This is a genomic window from Sedimentitalea todarodis, assembly GCF_032595355.1.
GTDB lineage: Bacteria > Pseudomonadota > Alphaproteobacteria > Rhodobacterales > Rhodobacteraceae > Sedimentitalea > Sedimentitalea todarodis.
Map to the genome: position 1 here is coordinate 14,181 of NZ_JASMWN010000023.1, position 16,807 is coordinate 30,987.

The 16,807-nt window shown below is 59.6% G+C and carries 17 protein-coding genes and 1 tRNA gene; 9 read left to right on the forward strand and 9 right to left on the reverse strand.

Annotated elements, in window-relative coordinates:
• Positions 1-30: 30 nt before the first annotated feature.
• The gene (locus QO231_RS21345; RefSeq protein WP_316781386.1) at positions 31-921 is read right to left on the reverse strand and encodes an AraC family transcriptional regulator; all 891 of its coding nucleotides are present in this window, start codon (positions 919-921) and stop codon (positions 31-33) included.
• 164 nt (positions 922-1,085) lie between these two features.
• Here QO231_RS21345 and QO231_RS21350 point away from each other — a divergent pair, with 164 nt between their 5' ends.
• Both QO231_RS21350 and QO231_RS21355 read left to right on the forward strand, forming a co-directional pair.
• On the forward strand, positions 1,086-1,955 hold the full coding sequence (locus QO231_RS21350; RefSeq protein ID WP_316781388.1) for an SDR family oxidoreductase: 870 nt from the start codon (positions 1,086-1,088) through the stop codon (positions 1,953-1,955).
• Between the two features lie 10 nt (positions 1,956-1,965).
• Positions 1,966-2,778 carry an SDR family oxidoreductase gene (locus QO231_RS21355; protein WP_316781390.1) on the forward strand — a complete coding sequence of 271 codons (813 nt, stop codon included), beginning with the start codon at positions 1,966-1,968 and terminating at the stop codon, positions 2,776-2,778.
• A 457-nt stretch (positions 2,779-3,235) separates the two neighbouring features.
• On the opposite strand, the gene QO231_RS21360 is transcribed toward QO231_RS21355, so the two are convergent.
• Positions 3,236-3,325, reverse strand: a tRNA-Ser gene (locus tag QO231_RS21360).
• A 232-nt stretch (positions 3,326-3,557) separates the two neighbouring features.
• Between QO231_RS21360 and QO231_RS21365 the strand changes: the two genes are divergently transcribed.
• From QO231_RS21365 to QO231_RS21385, 5 genes are all read left to right on the forward strand, one after another.
• On the forward strand, positions 3,558-4,319 hold the full coding sequence (locus tag QO231_RS21365; RefSeq protein WP_394356671.1) for a DUF2059 domain-containing protein: 762 nt from the start codon (positions 3,558-3,560) through the stop codon (positions 4,317-4,319).
• Position 4,320: 1 nt separating this feature from the next.
• Positions 4,321-5,139 (forward strand): DUF2059 domain-containing protein, encoded by an 819-nt coding sequence (locus tag QO231_RS21370; RefSeq protein ID WP_316781393.1) that lies wholly within the window; start codon positions 4,321-4,323, stop codon positions 5,137-5,139.
• 187 nt (positions 5,140-5,326) lie between these two features.
• Positions 5,327-5,971, forward strand: coding sequence for a 50S ribosomal protein L21 (locus QO231_RS21375; protein ID WP_316781395.1), 645 nt, complete (start codon positions 5,327-5,329; stop codon positions 5,969-5,971).
• 11 nt (positions 5,972-5,982) lie between these two features.
• Complete coding sequence (rpmA, locus tag QO231_RS21380; protein ID WP_316781398.1) at positions 5,983-6,252, forward strand: 50S ribosomal protein L27; 270 nt, start codon at positions 5,983-5,985, stop codon at positions 6,250-6,252.
• A gap of 271 nt (positions 6,253-6,523) precedes the next feature.
• Positions 6,524-7,060 (forward strand): GNAT family N-acetyltransferase, encoded by a 537-nt coding sequence (locus tag QO231_RS21385; protein ID WP_316781400.1) that lies wholly within the window; start codon positions 6,524-6,526, stop codon positions 7,058-7,060.
• Between the two features lie 30 nt (positions 7,061-7,090).
• Here the strand turns inward: QO231_RS21385 and QO231_RS21390 are convergent, their stop codons facing one another.
• From QO231_RS21390 to QO231_RS21410, 5 genes are all read right to left on the reverse strand, one after another.
• Entirely contained in the window at positions 7,091-8,755 is a 1,665-nt protein-coding gene (locus QO231_RS21390) for a tetratricopeptide repeat protein (protein ID WP_316781403.1), read from the reverse strand.
• Between the two features lie 57 nt (positions 8,756-8,812).
• Positions 8,813-10,021, reverse strand: a complete 1,209-nt coding sequence (locus QO231_RS21395) for a multidrug effflux MFS transporter (protein ID WP_316781406.1) — start codon at positions 10,019-10,021, stop codon at positions 8,813-8,815.
• A gap of 152 nt (positions 10,022-10,173) precedes the next feature.
• Entirely contained in the window at positions 10,174-10,575 is a 402-nt protein-coding gene (locus QO231_RS21400; protein WP_316781408.1) for a potassium channel family protein, read from the reverse strand.
• Positions 10,572-11,234, reverse strand: a complete 663-nt coding sequence (locus tag QO231_RS21405) for a DsbA family oxidoreductase (protein WP_316781411.1) — start codon at positions 11,232-11,234, stop codon at positions 10,572-10,574. Before QO231_RS21405 ends, QO231_RS21400 begins: the two co-directional genes overlap by 4 nt.
• Positions 11,231-12,748 carry a class I adenylate-forming enzyme family protein gene (locus QO231_RS21410; RefSeq protein WP_316781521.1) on the reverse strand — a complete coding sequence of 506 codons (1,518 nt, stop codon included), beginning with the start codon at positions 12,746-12,748 and terminating at the stop codon, positions 11,231-11,233. Before QO231_RS21410 ends, QO231_RS21405 begins: the two co-directional genes overlap by 4 nt.
• 63 nt (positions 12,749-12,811) lie before the next feature.
• Between QO231_RS21410 and QO231_RS21415 the strand changes: the two genes are divergently transcribed.
• The gene (locus QO231_RS21415) at positions 12,812-13,435 is read left to right on the forward strand and encodes a helix-turn-helix domain-containing protein (protein ID WP_316781414.1); all 624 of its coding nucleotides are present in this window, start codon (positions 12,812-12,814) and stop codon (positions 13,433-13,435) included.
• Between the two features lie 48 nt (positions 13,436-13,483).
• Here the strand turns inward: QO231_RS21415 and QO231_RS21420 are convergent, their stop codons facing one another.
• Entirely contained in the window at positions 13,484-13,720 is a 237-nt protein-coding gene (locus tag QO231_RS21420) for a hypothetical protein (RefSeq protein ID WP_316781417.1), read from the reverse strand.
• A 165-nt stretch (positions 13,721-13,885) separates the two neighbouring features.
• Positions 13,886-15,703 carry an extracellular solute-binding protein gene (locus QO231_RS21425; protein WP_394356669.1) on the reverse strand — a complete coding sequence of 606 codons (1,818 nt, stop codon included), beginning with the start codon at positions 15,701-15,703 and terminating at the stop codon, positions 13,886-13,888.
• Between the two features lie 324 nt (positions 15,704-16,027).
• Between QO231_RS21425 and QO231_RS21430 the strand changes: the two genes are divergently transcribed.
• Positions 16,028-16,801: a 3-hydroxybutyrate dehydrogenase gene (locus tag QO231_RS21430; protein ID WP_316781421.1), complete on the forward strand. Its 774-nt coding sequence runs from the start codon at positions 16,028-16,030 to the stop codon at positions 16,799-16,801.
• Positions 16,802-16,807 lie beyond the last annotated feature (6 nt).

The window sequence follows — 16,807 nt, forward strand, 5'->3', positions numbered from 1 at the left end:
ACCTGACGCCAGGTCTGGACCAAAACGGCGTCACGCAACTGGCTCGAGCGTCCGGTCTTGCCGTGGCGTCCGGCCAAATTTGCGAGAGTACTCCCTCGAAAACTGCGCCGAGCTTTCATATCCGACCCCGAATGCAATCTCCGACACCTTAGCGCTGGATGTCTGAAGCTCATCTCGGGCACGCAGCAGGCGCAGGTCTTTTTGATATTGCAGCGGAGAGGTGCCGGTAACGGACTTGAATTGCTCGAAAAAGGCCGAACTGCTCATGCCGACGCCCCGGGCGAGGTCCGTGACGACAATCGCCTTGGCAAGATGGGTCTGGATGTCCCGCGTAGCCTGGAAAATGCGGCTGGCCGTGCTTTCGTGCCAAAGCAATCTGTGCAGCGTCTCGCCATGCTGCCCCATCAACAAGCGGGCGTGGATTTCGCGGGCGGTGATCGGCGCCAACAGGCGCCGCGCGGCGTCGGTTTCGCATTGCCCGAAATAGCGCCGCAGAGCGTCTTCGATCTCTACATCCGTATCGCACAGATGAATCGAAAACGGATCCGAGGGCCTGCTGTCAGACGACGGCAACACCGATGGTGCCAGAGATCGGAGCAGATCCAGATCAAGGGGGAAGACGAGCGCGATGTAAGGGGTCTCGGGCGTCGCTTGGGTGATCCGGGACAGGACAGGCAAGGCATGACTGACGATCAGGGATTGCCGGGCGCTGACGGTCAATATCTTCGAGCCGGTTGCGACGTCCTTCGCGCCTTGCAGGATGAGGCAGAGCAACGGGCGATAGACGGTCGCGTTCTGGCCTGTGGGGGCCTCATGACGCAACAGGTGTGTCCCGCTGCCCTCATGAAACAGCGCGCCCTGCTGCACCCCCGAGTGATCGAGGATCGATGACACGCGATTCAGCAATGTTTCAGGTGTCATGGCTGCCCCCGTTTCTCTGCCCGTAAGCCATAGCACGCAAAGGATCAATAACTTACCGAAATATGCGACTTCTGGAGTATCGTGCAATAAACCAGGACAAATCAGAAAGATTACCACGCCTTCCCTGAATATCGTGTCTGTATCGATATGAAGGGATCGTAAGGATGAAGAAAGTTCTGATTACCGGCATTGCCGGCGGGTTCGGCAAGCCCACGGCGCTGGCTCTTCTGGCGAGGGGCTATGCCGTTGCCGGAAGTGTGCGCAGTCGCAGCGGAAAGAACGCCGCGACTGTCGCCGAGCTTGAAGCCGCAGGCGCAAAAATCGTCGAGATGGATGTGACCGACGCGGCCAGCACCGAACGCGGTGTTGACGATGCGATTTCGCAACTGGGCGGGCTCGACATCCTGTTCAACAACGCCGGGATCGGTTCCTACGGCATTCAGGAGCTTATGTCCCCGGACGACATGGCGCACGTATTCGACGTGAATGTCATGGGTGTTCAGCGGGTCATGCGGGCAGCCCTTCCGCACATGCGGGCGCAAGGCCGGGGAACCGTGCTCTATACCTCCAGCCTCATTGGGCGGATTGCGACCCCGTTTTACGGCACCTATTCGGCGTCGAAATGGGCGCTGGAAGCCATCGTCGAATGCTATCGGACCGAGCTTTCCGGTTTCGGGATCGAGTCCTGCATCATCGAACCTGGGGCCATGCCGACAGCGTTCTTCGACGGCCTGGTGGCCCCTAACGACGTAGCGCGCGAGGCTGAATACGGCGACTTTGCCGCCGTGCCCGCGATGTCCAATGCCGGGCTGGCCCAGATGCTCGAGGCGACGCCAATGCAGCGGCCAGAGCGGATCGCAGAAACGGTCGTAGCCCTTCTGGACATGCCGTTTGGGCAAAAGCCCTTTCGCACTGTCGTAGACCATGTCGGCGTCGGCCCCGAGATCGAGCGCTACAACGATGTGCTCCATGATGTCACCCGCACCGTCCTGACCAACTTTGGCATCGCTGAGATGCTCGACCTGAACGCATGAGGAGACAGACATGCAAACCATTCTGATCACAGGGGCTTCCTCCGGTATTGGCGAAGCCACGGCGCGGCACTTTCAGAGAAACGGTTGGAACGTGATCGCCACGATGCGCGACCCATCCAAAGGCGATGCATTGGCCGCATTGGACAACGTGGCGGTTGTGCGGCTCGACGTGACTGATGCGGCGTCGATCCCGACAGCAGTTTCCGAGGGCATCGATCGCTTCGGCAAGATTGACGTGCTTCTGAACAACGCTGGCTACGGCGCATATGGCGCGCTCGAGGCGTTCACGATGGACCGCATCCGACGACAGTTCGACACAAACGTGATCGGGCTGCTGGAGGCGACCAAGGCGGTCTTGCCCCATATGCGCCATAACCGGTCAGGCACGATCATCAATATCTCGTCCATCGGCGGCCAGATCACCTTTCCCCTCGGCGCGCTGTACCATGGCACAAAGTTCGCGGTCGAAGGCCTGTCAGAGGCGCTGCACTACGAACTTGAACCCCTCGGCATTCGAGTGCGGATCGTTGAACCCGGAATGATCAACACGAACTTCGGTGGCAGCTCCTTCGACTTCGCAATGGATGAAAGCCTTTCGGACTACGCGCCGACCGCCGAGGCCATGGGCCGCCTGTTCGGGAAACTGGCGTCCAATCCCTCCGCGCCTGAAACGGTGGCCGAGGTCATCTGGGACGCAGCCAACGACACCGGAGACCGTTTGCGCTTCCGTGCCGGAGCGGACGCGGAGAAGCTCTTGGATGAACGGAAGGATCAGGATGATGCGAGTTTCATCGGCGGCATTAAGAAGCTGATGAGCGGCTGAGCTCAATTCGGCTGAACCCTTGCAGTGGAGCTGAATTGCGACAAGTCCGACCGCCTCAAAGTCGTTTCCGCCCGCCCTGAGCATTGGCTCAGTTTCAATTCACGTATGTTTTCCTTAGCGCCAGGGGCAGCGAACTCACCCAAGAAATCCGCCGATTTACGCTGGCATCCCGAGCAACGCGCCTACTGCGTGTTCTGTCTATATTGCCATCGATATCGTTCGGAACGCGACTTTGGGTTTTGGCGGGGCTCGACGACAGACCATTGAAAGATAACAAAAAAACGGGACCGAACCGGAATGGGCGAGGTTCGCCCAAACTGAGACTGAGGGCCATTCTGAGCCTGAGCCCGGCATGGTGTTGCGTCTATGAGGTTCGGTCGGTTGGCGCAAACCCCTTTGATAACGCGGAAAAATCCGTGCCATTCAGGGCGGTGTCACTGGTTCGCAATGGGGCAAGTGGCGGAGAGACAGGGATTCGAACCCTGGGTGGGCTTGCACCCACAACGGTTTTCGAGACCGCCCCGTTCGACCACTCCGGCACCTCTCCGCGGGGGTCTGGTGGCTGCGTTTAATCGGGATCGCAGGGGCTGGCAAGGCCCGTTTTGATCATCGATTACGCGTTCTCGCGAAATTCATTTGCGGTCGGGCGCAAAAAGCTTACGATTCTGCATATGTCACATCATTCTACCCCCCTGTCGTTTCGTCGTTCGTTCTGGCTCCACAGATATTGGCTGGTCGGGTGCCTGACTTTCCTGCTTATCGCGCTTGCGGGGGCGGTGATGGCTGCCGAGCGGGATCGGATCGAGGCGTTTCTCAACGTGACAGGCTTTGATGTGGCGTTGGACAGCATGGCGCTCTCGGCAGGCTCGGCACCAGAAATGCTTGGGGTCGATGAGGACAAATTTGGGTCCGATTGGGAACGGCTGGCGGACGAAGTCTTTGATACCTCTGTGATGCACGACATGGCTCTTGAAATTCTAGAGCAGACGCTGACGGACAACGCGTTGACCCATGCGGTTGGTTTTTATGCCAGCGATCTGGGGCAGCGCCTTGTCGAGGTCGAAAACCAGACGCACATGAGTGAGGACGAGACCAAGGAACTTGAAGGGCAAAAACTGGTTGCGGATATGGTCGCCTCGGGTGATCCCCGTCTGGAGATGTTCAAACGCATGAACAATGCCATTGATGCATCCGGGAGCAGCCTGCGTGCCATTCAGGAAATTCAATTTCGATTCCTCATGGCCGCCGCAACTGCGGGCGTTGTCGAATTACGCATGGACCCGGATGATCTTCGGTTGATGTTCAAGGCGCAGGAACCCGAATTGCTGCCGATCCTGCGACGTTCGGCGCTTGCGGGGGCAGCCTATACCTACCGGGCGTTTTCCGATGACGATCTTGCCGCCTATGTCGCAGCGCTGGAAGAACCGGAGATGAAACAGGTCTATGAACTGCTGAATGCCGTTCAGTATGAAATCATGGCCAATCGCTTTGAGGTTCTGGCCGGGCGCATGACCGAACTGCACCCAGGGCAGGACATCTGAGATGCGATTGCGCCGGCTGGCGACAGGGCTTGCCGCACTGTTGATGCAGGCATCGACGGCCTTTGCGGACCTGCCAGAGGAGGAGTTGGCCCGTGTGCTTCGGGTGGACGAGGTTGCATCAATCCTGCGGGACGAAGGTTTGCGATACGGAGTCGAACTGGAAGCCGACATGCTTGGTGGAGGCGGCGGCCGTTATTTTCAGGACCGGGTGGCCGCGCTCTATGACGCCGATGCCATGAGCGAGGCGCTGACCGCCGCATTGGTTCAGACATTGGACACCGCGCAGATGCGGGCGGTCGTGGACTTTTTTGATACGGACGAGGGCCAGCGTATTCTGACGCTTGAAAACGCGGGCAGGGTGGCGATGGCGGACCCGGCGGTCGAAGGCCTCGCACGTGCGACCTATCAGGACCTGGCGGGCAGCGACGATCCGCATCTGGCGGATGTCGAACGATTTGTTGACATCAACGATCTGATCGAACGCAACGTGACGTCGGGCCTGGAGTCCAACTACCATTTCTTTCGCGGTCTCGCCGATGGAGGAGGCACCCGGATGGGGGAGGATGAGATCCTGTCCGAAGTCTGGGCGCAGGCGGATGGCTTGCGCGCGGACACAACAAGCTGGATCTACGGGTTTCTCCTGATGGCCTATCAACCTCTGAGTGGGGACGCGTTGCAGTCCTATTCAGACTTCTCCGCCACATCTACGGGGCAGGCGCTGAACCAGGCGCTGTTCAACGGGTTTGACCAGATATACAACGATATCTCCTACAAGCTCGGGCTTGCCGTTGCGCAGGCGATGAATGGCAGCGATATTTGAATCGGATTGCGGTTGACAGACGGTTCAGGTCTGGCCATAAGCGCGCATCCCGGCCCGAGTAATCGCGCCGGGTTTATGTATCATTTCGCCTGAACATGGGCGCGCTGTCTGAGGTGGCACTGGGATTCCCAGGGCCGAAACACCCGAAACGGGGGCCACACGACGCGGTAGACAAAGGAAGAGACGCATGTTTGCGGTCATGAAGACCGGTGGCAAGCAGTACAAGGTTCAGGCGGGCGATATGCTTCGCGTTGAAAAACTGGCTGCGGACGCTGGCGAAACAATTCAGTTCAACGAAATCCTGATGTTGGGCGGCGACGAAACCGTTGTGGGCGCACCGCTGATCGAAGGTGCGGGCGTTCAGGCCGAAGTTGTCGACCAGATCAAGGGCGAGAAGGTCACACACTTTGTCAAACGACGCCGAAAGCACGGGAGCCAGCGCACCAAAGGCCACCGCCAGAAGCTGACTCTGGTCAAGGTCACCGATATCCTGCCGTCCGGCGCGGGCAAGTCCGGCGTCAAGGCGGCTGTTGGTGCCGGTTCTGTTGCCGCCGTAGCGGTTGCAGCCACCGAGGCCAAGAAACCGGCCAAGAAGGCCGCCGCACCCAAGGCAGACGCTGCACCGGTTGAAGGTGCTGACGATCTGAAAAAGCTGTCCGGCGTTGGCCCTGCACTTGAGAAGAAGTTGCACGGTGCTGGTGTCACGACGTTTGCCCAAGTCGCGGCATGGACCGACGAAGACGTTGCTGCTATGGATGAGCAACTGTCGTTCAAGGGTCGGATCGAGCGCGAAGGCTGGATCGAACAGGCCAAAGAATTGGCTAAGGGTTAAGGAGAGAAAGAATGGCACATAAGAAAGCTGGCGGTTCCTCCCGTAACGGACGCGACTCAGCAGGTCGCCGTCTTGGCGTGAAACTCTATGGTGGCCAGTCCGCCATCCCCGGGAACATCATCGTGCGTCAGCGCGGGACCAAGTTCTGGCCGGGTGAGGGCGTTGGCATGGGCAAGGATCACACGATCTTTGCAACCGTCGATGGCGCCGTGACCTTTCACAAGGGTCTGAAAGGACGCACCTTTATCTCGGTCATGCCCGCAGTCGAGGCCGCCGAGTAAAGCCGAACCTTCAAGGTCAAACATACCAGGGGATCGGCGGTCACCGCCGGTCCCTTTCTCTTTGACCGAGCGGTCCGACACAGGTTGTCGCCAAATTTGCCTCAATTCTGCTACGTTGTGAGGCGATACTGCTCTTGATCAGGTTTTCTTGGGGGGAACTTGACGCGGCGGGTGTTGAATATGCCGCGCAGAACTCCCAATTCGTAAGGACAATGGCTGCTGTCGCCAGGTTGTCCGTGTTGTTTGTGATGTTCGGAGGAGGGACAGACGCATGAAATTGGATAAGATCATCAACCAGCCGGTGATTGAAACCGAACGGTTCGATTTGAGACCTCTGCGGCGTTCGGACAAGGGGTTGATCGAGCTTTATTGGAGCGATGAGCGGGTGGCACGCATGACCACCTCTATTCCGCATCCATTGCCGCCGGGACTGGTTGAAGGTTTTATCGCGCGCGCCATGTCCGAAGATCGGGACGAAGACGTTTGGGCGATGGATGGCACAACATCTGGCGGCTCCGAACTCCAGGGACTGATTTCCCTCAACCGGCTTGACCGCAACCAGTCGGAAGTCGGCTATTGGGTCGCACCGATCTATTGGAACACCGGCCTTGCCTCCGAGGCGGTCGAGGCGTTGGTGCAGGCAAATCCGCTGGGCAGTGGCGCGATGTTTGCAAGCGTTTTTCAGGACAACCCGGCATCGGCGAGGGTGCTGATCCATTGCGGTTTCGAATATCTGGGCGACGCCGAGAGCTTTTCCGTGGCGCGCGATACGACCGTGCCAACCTGGACCTATAGTCGCAAACACTGATCGCGATCCGACGGGGCATGGTCTGACCGACTACTGTGCCGCCTGCATTGCCTTTTGCGCACAAAAACACGACGCTGCCACCGCCCGGTCCGCGCGCGCCAGCGCAAGGTCGAGGCGCTGTTTGATCTGAATGCTCTCGACCTGTTCACCCCGTCCGATCAGGCAGTCGTAGAGACCCTTGAGGCTCCAGACATTGTCGGGGTGTATCGTGGCGCGGCTCAATTGTCCGCCCAGCCCAAGGTCTTCGCGATAGACGGCTTCGGCTTCTTCGACATGGCCTTGTTCAAACAACAATGCACCTAAGGCGTGGCGGGCGGGCTGCATCCAGCCCCAGGGTTCGTCATAGGGGAGCGCATCGTCGAGTTCGATTGATCGTCGCAGATGGGCAAAGGCAATCGCATGGTTGCCCTTGCGGTACTCGATCTCTCCGCGCAGCATTTCGGTTGCGATTTCAAGCAGTTCAACGACGGTGTTGTTGTGCAGAATTCGGGTTTCCGGCACCCGCGCCCTGGCGGCCAGAAAGACCTGCTCTTCGGCCTCTGCCTCGGCAACGCGGCCCGTTGCTGCAAAGGCGAGCGCGCGTGCATAATGCGTCGTCGCCGATATGGTGCGATAGAGATCAGGGTCTTCGGGTGGGGCCAGTGCGATGGCCTCTTCCCAGCGACCAAACCGGATCAGGACATGGGGCTCCATCGCCAGGTAGCTCTCGAAATAGTCCGCCATCGGCGGGCTTTCGACGCGCAGCATCTCTTCGGGGACGGTGTCCGCCATGCCCCGCACCGCCGCAAGGGCCGGTTCAATCTGTCCGAGAAACAGCGCGCCATAGACGACAAAGTGATAATTGTGTTGGCGATAGCCGGTGTAGATATTGAAGGCACCCTCGCGCTGGTAGTATTTCAGATCGGCCTCGATGGCTTTCTGGTTCCAGTAGATCACGTTGTGATAGTGACCACACAACACGTCGATATGGGTGGGCATATGTATGAGATGCCCGGCGTCCGGCACCAGCGTTCTCAGCACGTCTCCGGCCTTCAGCGCCTTTTCGGGGAACGGCGACATTTCCATCAGGTGAACATAAAGGTGGAGCAATCCCGGATGACACATCGCGCCGGGCGCATGCGCCATGGCGTCTTCCAATGCGCGTTGGGCTTCCAGCGTTGCGGCACCGTCTGCGGGTTGCGCCTTGGCGAGGTCCCACATCTGCCAGGGTGTCAGGTTCATCAGGGCTTCGACATAGATTGTCAGCAGATCAAGGTGATCTGGGACTGCGGTAAACGCCGCGCGCATCGCATCGGCAAAATCGTGGTTCCAGCTGTGCATGTCCTCGATCGGATCGCGCTGCGGGTATCGTGCGGGCAGGGCACGGATCAGGGCCTGTTCGGCTGGCGTGGTTCTGTCGGCAAGCGCCAACGCGGACTGGGTTGCGTCATAGGCCAGGGCCAGCGCTTTGGCGCGCCCGGCATCGTCAAACAGCTCCCACGGCATATTGTAGTTCGGACCACCGGCATAGGCGATGCCCCAATGCGCCATCGCGCAGTCCGGATCAAAGGTCACGGCGCGCTGAAAGCAAACAACGGCCTCTTCGTGGTTGTAGCCATAGGTCCAGATCAGCCCACGATCGAACCAGAGTTGTGCGTCCGGTGAGCGGGTTGTGATCGAACAACTGTGGCTGCCCAGATCATAATAGTCTGACATCCCGGTTCTCTCCCTGTGCGCCCAGTCTAGCAGAATGACGCGTTCGGCAACAGAGATTTAGACGACGCTGCGCCGTTCGATGCGGCCCATTTGCAGCATCAGGACAAAGCCGACCAAGGCGCAGGTGAAGATGCCGATCGCCAATGGATAGAGCGTACCGTCAAACAGCAAGCCGATCGGCGCGGCAATCAGGACGGCGCAAACCGTCGCGATTGCGCCGATGACCGAGGCGGCCATCCCCGCGATGTGCCCCATCGGCTCCATCGCGATCGCGTTCAGATTGCCAAGCGTGGTTCCCGCAATGAAGAAGATCGAGGTTTGCCAGATCACGAACAATGCAAACATGGCATCCATCGTCAATCCGATGCCCGACATCAGCAGAACCAAACCCGACGCAACGATTTGTGCGGCCAGCGACCAGGTCACCATGCGCCGCATTCCGACGCGCCCGACGACTGCTGCGTTCAGGATGCTGGCCCCGCCGGAGATCAGTGCGATGGCGCCGAACCAGAAAGGAAAGCTGTCGGCGCGGTCAAAGATCACGTCGTAGACCGGTTGCACCTGGCTGAGCAGGGTAAACAGCATGCCAAGACAAAGGCATTGAACCAGGATCGACAGGCGCACCGTCGGATGTTCAAGCATTTCGCGCACGGCATCCAGCAGCAGAGGCGCACGGAACTGGCGACGGTTCGCAAGGGGCAGGGGTTCGGGCAGTCGCACGGCCATCCATGTCGCGGTGAGGGCCGCGAACAGGATGAATGCGAGAAAAATCCCACGCCAGCCGGTGAACGCGATGATCAATGCCCCCATCATCGGTGCAAAGGCCGGAAAGATGGTAAATATCATCATTGCGATGGACATCATCTTTGCCATTTCACGGCCAGAATAGAGGTCGCGCATGATGGCGATGCCGACAATCCTTGGCGACGCGGCTCCGATGCCCTGAACCACACGGGCCACGAGGATCCATTCCAGTGAGCTGCTGAACCATGCCGCCGCTGCCGCCACCACGTAGAGCGTCAGACCGACAAAGATCACCGGCTTGCGACCGAAACTGTCCGAGAGCGGCCCGGTGAAAAATGTTCCGATCCCAAGCCCCAGCACGAACGAGGTCAGGATCAGTTGCGCGCGATTGACGTCATCAGGGCTCAGTTCGCGGCCGATATCGGGCATGGCCGGCAGCATCGCATCGATGGAAAACGCGATCGTCGCGAACATCATCGCGATCAGCGCGATGAACTCACTGCGTGACATGGGCTTTTGCATGGTTCGAACTCCGCGCTATCCGGTTGCGCTAGCACAGGAAATCGCTGCATGCCATATCGCGTGACGCACAGGTGGCCCTGCAAAATTGCCGTTTTGCAGGCGCGGGGGCCTTGTCCGGTGGTCTGGCAGGTTGGGGCGGGCAAGCGCCGGTCTCAGGAATGCCTGGCTGTGGTGTCCGGGGTGCTCTCGCCTTTGGTCGTCTCCGGTTGATCGTCGTCATTCGCTGCGGGCTTGGCTCTGTGCCCCAGATCGTGGCCCAGGTGACCGACCAGCCATTCCGCGTTTTCCTTGTGCTTTTGCATTTGATAGACGGCAAATTGCTGGATCGCGACGGCGAATACCCCCAACCCGACAAAGATAAAGGCGGTGGTGCCGATCTTGCCGAGTGCCGTGACCGGTACCAGTGATCCGTATCCCACGGTCGAAATCGTCACGACGGTGAAGAAATAGGAATCCAGCCAACTCCAGCCTTCGACATAGTGAAAGAAGACCGTGCCGGAGACAAGAACGCCGACAAGACTGACGATCACGGTTTGTGCGTTGAACTGCTTCACGGGTTGGCAGGCTCTTTCAACTGTTCGATCAATTCGCCGATGACCTTTTGCCACAGTTCCGGCGGCTGCGCGCCCGGAACCGCGTGTTTTCCAGCCACGATGAAGGTCGGCACAGAGTTGACCCCCATCTCGCGGCTCTTGGCGTCACGCTTGATGATGTCGTCGCGATCGGCGTCAGAGGCCAGCAGCCGCAGAACCAGAGCTGCGTCAAGCCCAATGCCGTCGGCGATGTCGGCCAGCGTTTCATGATCGCCAATGTCGCGGCCATCAACGAAATAGGCATGAAACAGGGCATCTACGGCTGGCAGCTGTTTGTGCTCAATTCCGGCCCAATGGATCAGGCGATGCGCATCCAGCGTGTTGGGGGTGCGCGTCATGGCCTCAAGATTGATCGTCAGACCGGCCGCCTCTGCGCGCTCGACAACCGGGGCATAGGCGCGCGCGGCGCCCTCCTTGCCGCCGAATTTTGACTCGAGGTAGTCACGCCGGCCGATGCCCTCTGCCGGCATTTCCGGGTTCAGCTGAAACGGATGCCATTGGATGACAAACGGATGGTCCGCGACTGCGGCGAGCGCCGCATCCAGGTTGGCCTTGCCGATATAGCACCAGGGACAGATCGGATCGGAGAGAATATCGAGTGAGATGGTCTGGTCTGTCATTTGGTCCGCGCCTCAAAATATGCTGGCAGCGCCCGGCGCAGCAGCTTGCCATTGGCGCTTGCAGGAAGTGCCGGCAGGTGAACATAGGCGCGCGGTTGTTTGTAGCGCGCCAGCTTGGAACCGACATAAGACTCCAGTGTCTCTTCGTCCAGTGGAGCAGGGCCGGTGTAGAAGGCAACGATGATCCGTGTGTCGGTCTTGATCTCGATATCGGTCACGCCGACCTGGGTAACGCCGGGGTGCCCGGTCAATGCCGCTTCAACTTCGAGCGGCGACACGCGGTAGCCACCGGCATTCATCATGTCGTCGTTGCGGCCGAGATAGCTGATCTGCCCATCCACGGCCATCGCGCCCAGATCGCCGGTCAGGAACCAGTCGCCCTGAAGCCTGGCGGCGCTTTCCTCGGGTGCATTGAGATAGCCCAGCATCAGCCCCGGATCGTCACGGTGAACGGCAATCACCCCTTCCTTTCCCTGCGGGACGGGCCCCTCTTTGTCGACAATGGCAATGCGCCGCCCTTTCTGCGGTTGGCCGAGCGCTTCGCCCCGCGCGGGATGGTGCGGGCTGGATGAAATAAAGGTCGAGCATTCCGACAGCCCATAGGCCTCGTAGAGTCCGGTTCCGGTGGCGGACTTCCACGTCTCGTGAAGATGTGTCGAGAGCTTTTCGCCCGCACAGAGGCCATGGCGCAGAGCGGGGAGGTCGAGGTTCGCGCCATCTGCGAGTATCTTGCGATAAACGCCCGGTGCGGCTGCGAAAATCGTCGCATTGTGCGCGCGCAGCAGGGTCGGGAGCGCCGCAGGGGTCGTGCCCGGTTCCGGGATCAGCGCGGTGGCGCCGATGGTCCAGGGATCCATCAGGCCGGTGCCCAGGGTGTAGGTCCAGTTGAACGCGCCAGCGTGGCACAAGCGGTCCTCTGACGTCAGCCCATACCAGCCATCGACCATCATCTGTCGTGCCCAGATCGCCCGATGGGCATGGCGCACGGCACGCGGCTTGCCCGAGGTGCCCGACGTATAGACCACATAGGCCAGCCGGTCCGGATCCCCCATCGCCCAGTCACAGGGCGCGCACAGGCGCATTGCGCGCAACGCCGACAGGTCGATTTCATGAGGGTGTTCCGCGCTTTCAACCTCCGGGTCGCGCAGGACGGTTGCAGGTGACAGTTCGGCGATTATCTTGCCGGCTTCCGTTGCGGTGAGTTGTGACGAGGTTGGCACCGGCACCAGCCCCGCAGCAATCGCACCCAGATAAGTGATTGGAAAGTCGACGGTATTGCCCAACCGCATCAGCACAATGTCACCCGGTTGCAAACCGGCGTCCAACAGCCCGGTGCCGGTGGCCCGCACCGCGTTTTCCAGTTCCGAATAGGTCCAGTCTTGCGACCCGCTTTGGCCCAGAACCGACAGCGCAGTCTTGTCGGCATGTGTGCTCGCAGCGCCCAGCACGTGAGCGGCCAGATTGAACGGATCGGGGCAGGGCGGCGGAGGCCCTTGGTCAAATATCGACAGCATGGCCGTGGCTAGCCCGGCGCGGGGGGCGTTGCAAGCCATGCCAGCCAACCCTATAGAGCCGCAATGACACCGCGCGATCCCAAATCCATCATTCGAATTGCCCGCAACTCGGGCGACGAAACCGTTGCCGAACCCTTGGACCTTGGCCTGCGCGTGCGCGATCTACGCAAGGCACAGGGCTGGACGCTGGAGCAGGCAGCCCGGCAGGCGGGATTGGCGCGTTCGACGCTGTCCAAGATCGAGAACGGGCAGATGTCGCCCACCTATGATGCGCTCAAGAAGCTCGCCCTGGGATTGCGTATCTCGGTCCCCCAATTGTTCACGACACCGCAGCGTGGCCAGGTGAATGGTCGCATGTCCGTGACTTGCAGCGGCGACGGCGAGGCGCATGCGACCGCGACCTACGAGCATGAATTGCTCGCGGAAACCCTGACAAAGAAGCAGATGTTGCCCTATCGCGCCCGCGTTCGCGCCCGATCAATGGAGGAATTCGATGGTTGGGTACGCCATGACGGCGAGGAATTCCTATATGTGCTGACCGGCATGGTACGGCTCTATACCGAATTCTACGAACCGGTGGAAATGCGCCGCGGTGACAGCGCCTATTACGACGCGGCGATGGGGCACAATGTCGTGTCGGTCAGCGACGAAGATGCGATGATACTGTGGGTGACCTCGCTGTGCTGAGCCATTCTTCTGACGAAGACGACTCAATAGTCCCGCGTTCCTGAAGGATCACGCAGCCTCGTGATCGTCCTTGGCTTCGAGGATCAGCGCCTCGACAAAGAGGAAATCTTCGATCTCTTCCCGTGCCTCTGTCAGAGAGAGGTTGTGGGTTTCTGCGAGGTAGGCCTCGAACCCGCCGCGATCGACCTTGGCGAACGGCATGGCTCCGTCGTCAAGATGCGGAAAACGGGTTTGCAGCTTACTGTACCATACGGCCCAGTCGCAGGTCATGTCGGTCCATGTCATCTGTGCATTCCCCTCAGCATATACATGCCTCCCGAGGATCAGACTAGCGATGCTGCAGCGCAGAGAAACGTGGCGATTTGTCGCGGGCGCGGGCAATCATTAACGGTCACTTTTTGCGCAGGCAATCAAGGCCCCCATTGGTCACCGAACGACACGGGGTGTGCGCTAGTCCTCGTCGTACCACCAAACGTCTGGAAGAAATCCGGTTCGATCGCCATAGATGGGCAGCTGTTCGGGAAAACGCAGCTTACGGGCGTGAGCGATCCGCCCGACATCGTACTGCCAGAGCGGGATTACGTAGCGCCCGGTTGTCAGAACGCGATCAAGCGCGCGGACTGCAGCGGTGAATTCCTCGCGGGAGTCTGTCGCGAGCATCCTGTCGATCAACCCGTCCACGGCGCCCGATGCGACCCCCATCAGGTTGCGCGTTCCCGGCACGTCCACGCCGTCGCTGCCCCAGTAGAGGCGTTGCTCGTTGCCCGGAGACAGCGACAATTCGCGACGGAACGTGGTCATGTCGAAGTCGTACTGGTCGATCCGGGCGGCATATTGGGCATCGTCCACGGTACTGACATCGACCTGAATGCCCAGCCGAGAGAGCGCGCGACTGTAAATTTCGATCACCGTCTGGTTGCCGCCATCGCCTTGCCGGAGCAGGACTTCAAATGCAAAGGGGGTGCCTTGCGCGTTTCGGAGTTCGCCATTCTGAACCGTCCATCCCGCCGCCGCCAACAGATCGACGGCACGGCGCAAGTTGCCCCGGTTGCGCGCGGTGCCATCGCTGGCGGGCAGGGCATAGCCCTCCAGAGCGCCCGGCAATAGCGCATCCGCATAGGGCTCAAGCAGTTCAAGCACTTTGCCAGTCGCGGGACCGGGCTGCATCGCAAGCTCGGAGCTTGAGAAATAGGACGTGATCCGAGGCTGCGCACCGCCGGTCACCGTGTCATTGATGTACTCGAAATTGAACGCCAGCAGCATCGCCTCGCGCACGCGCCAGTCATCAAAGGGCGCGCGCCGTGTATTCATCACGAACCCGGTCATCCCCGACGGGCGTTGATGCGGGATTTCGGATTTGATGACGTCGCCCCGCAGCACCGCCGGAAAGCCGTATTGTGCGTCCCATTTCTCGGCGTTGAACTCGCGCATTACCGTCAGTTCGCCGGCCTTGAACGCTTCGAACAGGACGGTCCCATCGCCGTAGAATTCGATGCGCATTTCGTCGAAATTCTGCGTGCCGCGCCGAAAGGGCAGCTCCTTTGCCCAATAGTCGGGATTTCGGCGCAGGGTGACATTCCGACCAGCTTCGAAATCGCTGATCACGTAGGCCCCTGTACCGATGGGGATGTTGTCGAGACCGGAGGCCGTAAAGTCGACACCCTGCCATTGTGCCTTTTTCAGAATCGGCCGCATCCCGGCGATCAGGGCAAGTTCGCGATCATCCGTATTGAAGTTGATCTTCAGGCTGCGCTCGCCCGTCTGGACTATGCTCTGGATCTGGCTTGCAAATCCGCGATACCGCAGGTGCCCCTGTGTGCCGAGCGTTTCGTAGGACCAGATCACATCTTCGACAGTGACCGGGCTGCCATCGGAAAACCGCGCCTCTGGTCGCAGCGTGAATTCAACCCAAGAGCGATCCGGTGCCGTGCGAATCGATTCGGCAAGCAGGCCATACAAGGTGAAGGGTTCGTCCCAGGATCGTCCCATCAGGGATTCGTACCCCCAAAAGCGCAATTGCCACGGTGCTGTGCCTTTTTGGACGAACGGGTTGAGTGAATCAAAACCACCCGTATTGCCGAACACGATCCGCCCGCCCTTGGGGGCATCCGGATTTGCATAGGGCAGGGACACAAAATCAGGTGGTAGCGCCGGTGCCCCATACATAGCTATGCCATACGTTGATTCCGCCGATGCAGAACAGGCCACAAGAAGTGTGGCGAATCCGGTGGCGCGCGCGCTTGCGCGGTAAAAAAAATCTAGTCGCACTTTGGCAACAATCCTGCTCTGGCCTTGTTTTCCTTAGTGACAGATTAACGAGGGATACATGTCTTTTCAAACTTTTAGCTTGGATGCCGGAAGGGAATTGCGTATAAGAGGATTACTGCTCGATAGGTTTCTTGCCTGTATGAAACCTGCCTCAATAACTCAACGCCCGCTTCGCGCGGGCGTTTTTTTTTGTATGCCTGTTCTGCGGTTGTGGCGGAAGTTGGTTAATTTTTGGTAACCAGACCCGAACGATGTTTACCGTTTCCTTTGCAGGTGCAGCATGTCATTTAAGGCAGCAGTAACAAACTGAGCAGAGGGCCTGTCATGTCGCTTGAGGGAAAGACCGCAATCATCACCGGATCGAATTCGGGAATCGGGTTGGGTGTCGCGTGGGAACTGGCGCGCGCCGGAGCGGATGTTGTGTTGAATTCATTCACGGATCGCGATGAAGATCACGCACTGGCCAAGCAGATCGCCGATGAGACGGGTGTGCAGGCGCGCTATGTCAAGGCGGATATGTCCAAGGGCGACGAGTGCCGGGCCTTGATTGAAAAGGCGGGGGCCTGCGACATTCTCGTCAACAACGCGGGTATCCAACATGTGGCGCCGATTGACGAGTTCCCGGTCGAAAAATGGGACGCGATCATCGCGATCAACCTGAATTCCGCGTTTCACACCACTGCCGCCGCGCTGCCGGTGATGCGCAAGGCCGGGTGGGGACGGGTGGTCAATATTGCGAGCGCGCATGGTTTGACGGCAAGCCCGTTCAAATCCGCCTATGTCGCGGCAAAGCACGGCATTGTGGGGATGACCAAGACGGTCGCCCTGGAAACCGCGCGTGAGCCGATCACCGCGAACGCAATCTGTCCCGGCTACGTGCTCACGCCCCTGGTCGAAGCACAGATTCCCGACACGATGGAGAAGTACGGTATGGGACGCGAGGAAGTGATCGAAAAGGTCATGCTCGAGCGGCAACCGTCGAAAGAATTTGCGACCGTGGAACAACTGGGGGGCACGGTGGTGTTTCTGTGTACCGATGCCGCGGCCCAGATCACTGGCACCACCCTCAGTGTCGATGGCGGCTGGACGGCCTTGTGAGCAAGG

Bases quoted from the DNA above. Each gene is read 5' to 3' on its own strand.
- QO231_RS21345 (WP_316781386.1), bottom strand. From the start codon at position 921: ATGACACCTGAAACATTGCTGAATCGCGTGTCATCGATCCTCGATCAC.
- QO231_RS21350 (WP_316781388.1), top strand. From the start codon at position 1,086: ATGAAGAAAGTTCTGATTACCGGCATTGCCGGCGGGTTCGGCAAGCCC.
- QO231_RS21355 (WP_316781390.1), top strand. From the start codon at position 1,966: ATGCAAACCATTCTGATCACAGGGGCTTCCTCCGGTATTGGCGAAGCC.
- QO231_RS21365 (WP_394356671.1), top strand. From the start codon at position 3,558: ATGGCTGCCGAGCGGGATCGGATCGAGGCGTTTCTCAACGTGACAGGC.
- QO231_RS21370 (WP_316781393.1), top strand. From the start codon at position 4,321: ATGCGATTGCGCCGGCTGGCGACAGGGCTTGCCGCACTGTTGATGCAG.
- QO231_RS21375 (WP_316781395.1), top strand. From the start codon at position 5,327: ATGTTTGCGGTCATGAAGACCGGTGGCAAGCAGTACAAGGTTCAGGCG.
- rpmA (WP_316781398.1), top strand. From the start codon at position 5,983: ATGGCACATAAGAAAGCTGGCGGTTCCTCCCGTAACGGACGCGACTCA.
- QO231_RS21385 (WP_316781400.1), top strand. From the start codon at position 6,524: ATGAAATTGGATAAGATCATCAACCAGCCGGTGATTGAAACCGAACGG.
- QO231_RS21390 (WP_316781403.1), bottom strand. From the start codon at position 8,755: ATGTCAGACTATTATGATCTGGGCAGCCACAGTTGTTCGATCACAACC.
- QO231_RS21395 (WP_316781406.1), bottom strand. From the start codon at position 10,021: ATGCAAAAGCCCATGTCACGCAGTGAGTTCATCGCGCTGATCGCGATG.
- QO231_RS21405 (WP_316781411.1), bottom strand. From the start codon at position 11,234: ATGACAGACCAGACCATCTCACTCGATATTCTCTCCGATCCGATCTGT.
- QO231_RS21410 (WP_316781521.1), bottom strand. From the start codon at position 12,748: ATGCTGTCGATATTTGACCAAGGGCCTCCGCCGCCCTGCCCCGATCCG.
- QO231_RS21415 (WP_316781414.1), top strand. From the start codon at position 12,812: ATGACACCGCGCGATCCCAAATCCATCATTCGAATTGCCCGCAACTCG.
- QO231_RS21420 (WP_316781417.1), bottom strand. From the start codon at position 13,720: ATGACATGGACCGACATGACCTGCGACTGGGCCGTATGGTACAGTAAG.
- QO231_RS21430 (WP_316781421.1), top strand. From the start codon at position 16,028: ATGTCGCTTGAGGGAAAGACCGCAATCATCACCGGATCGAATTCGGGA.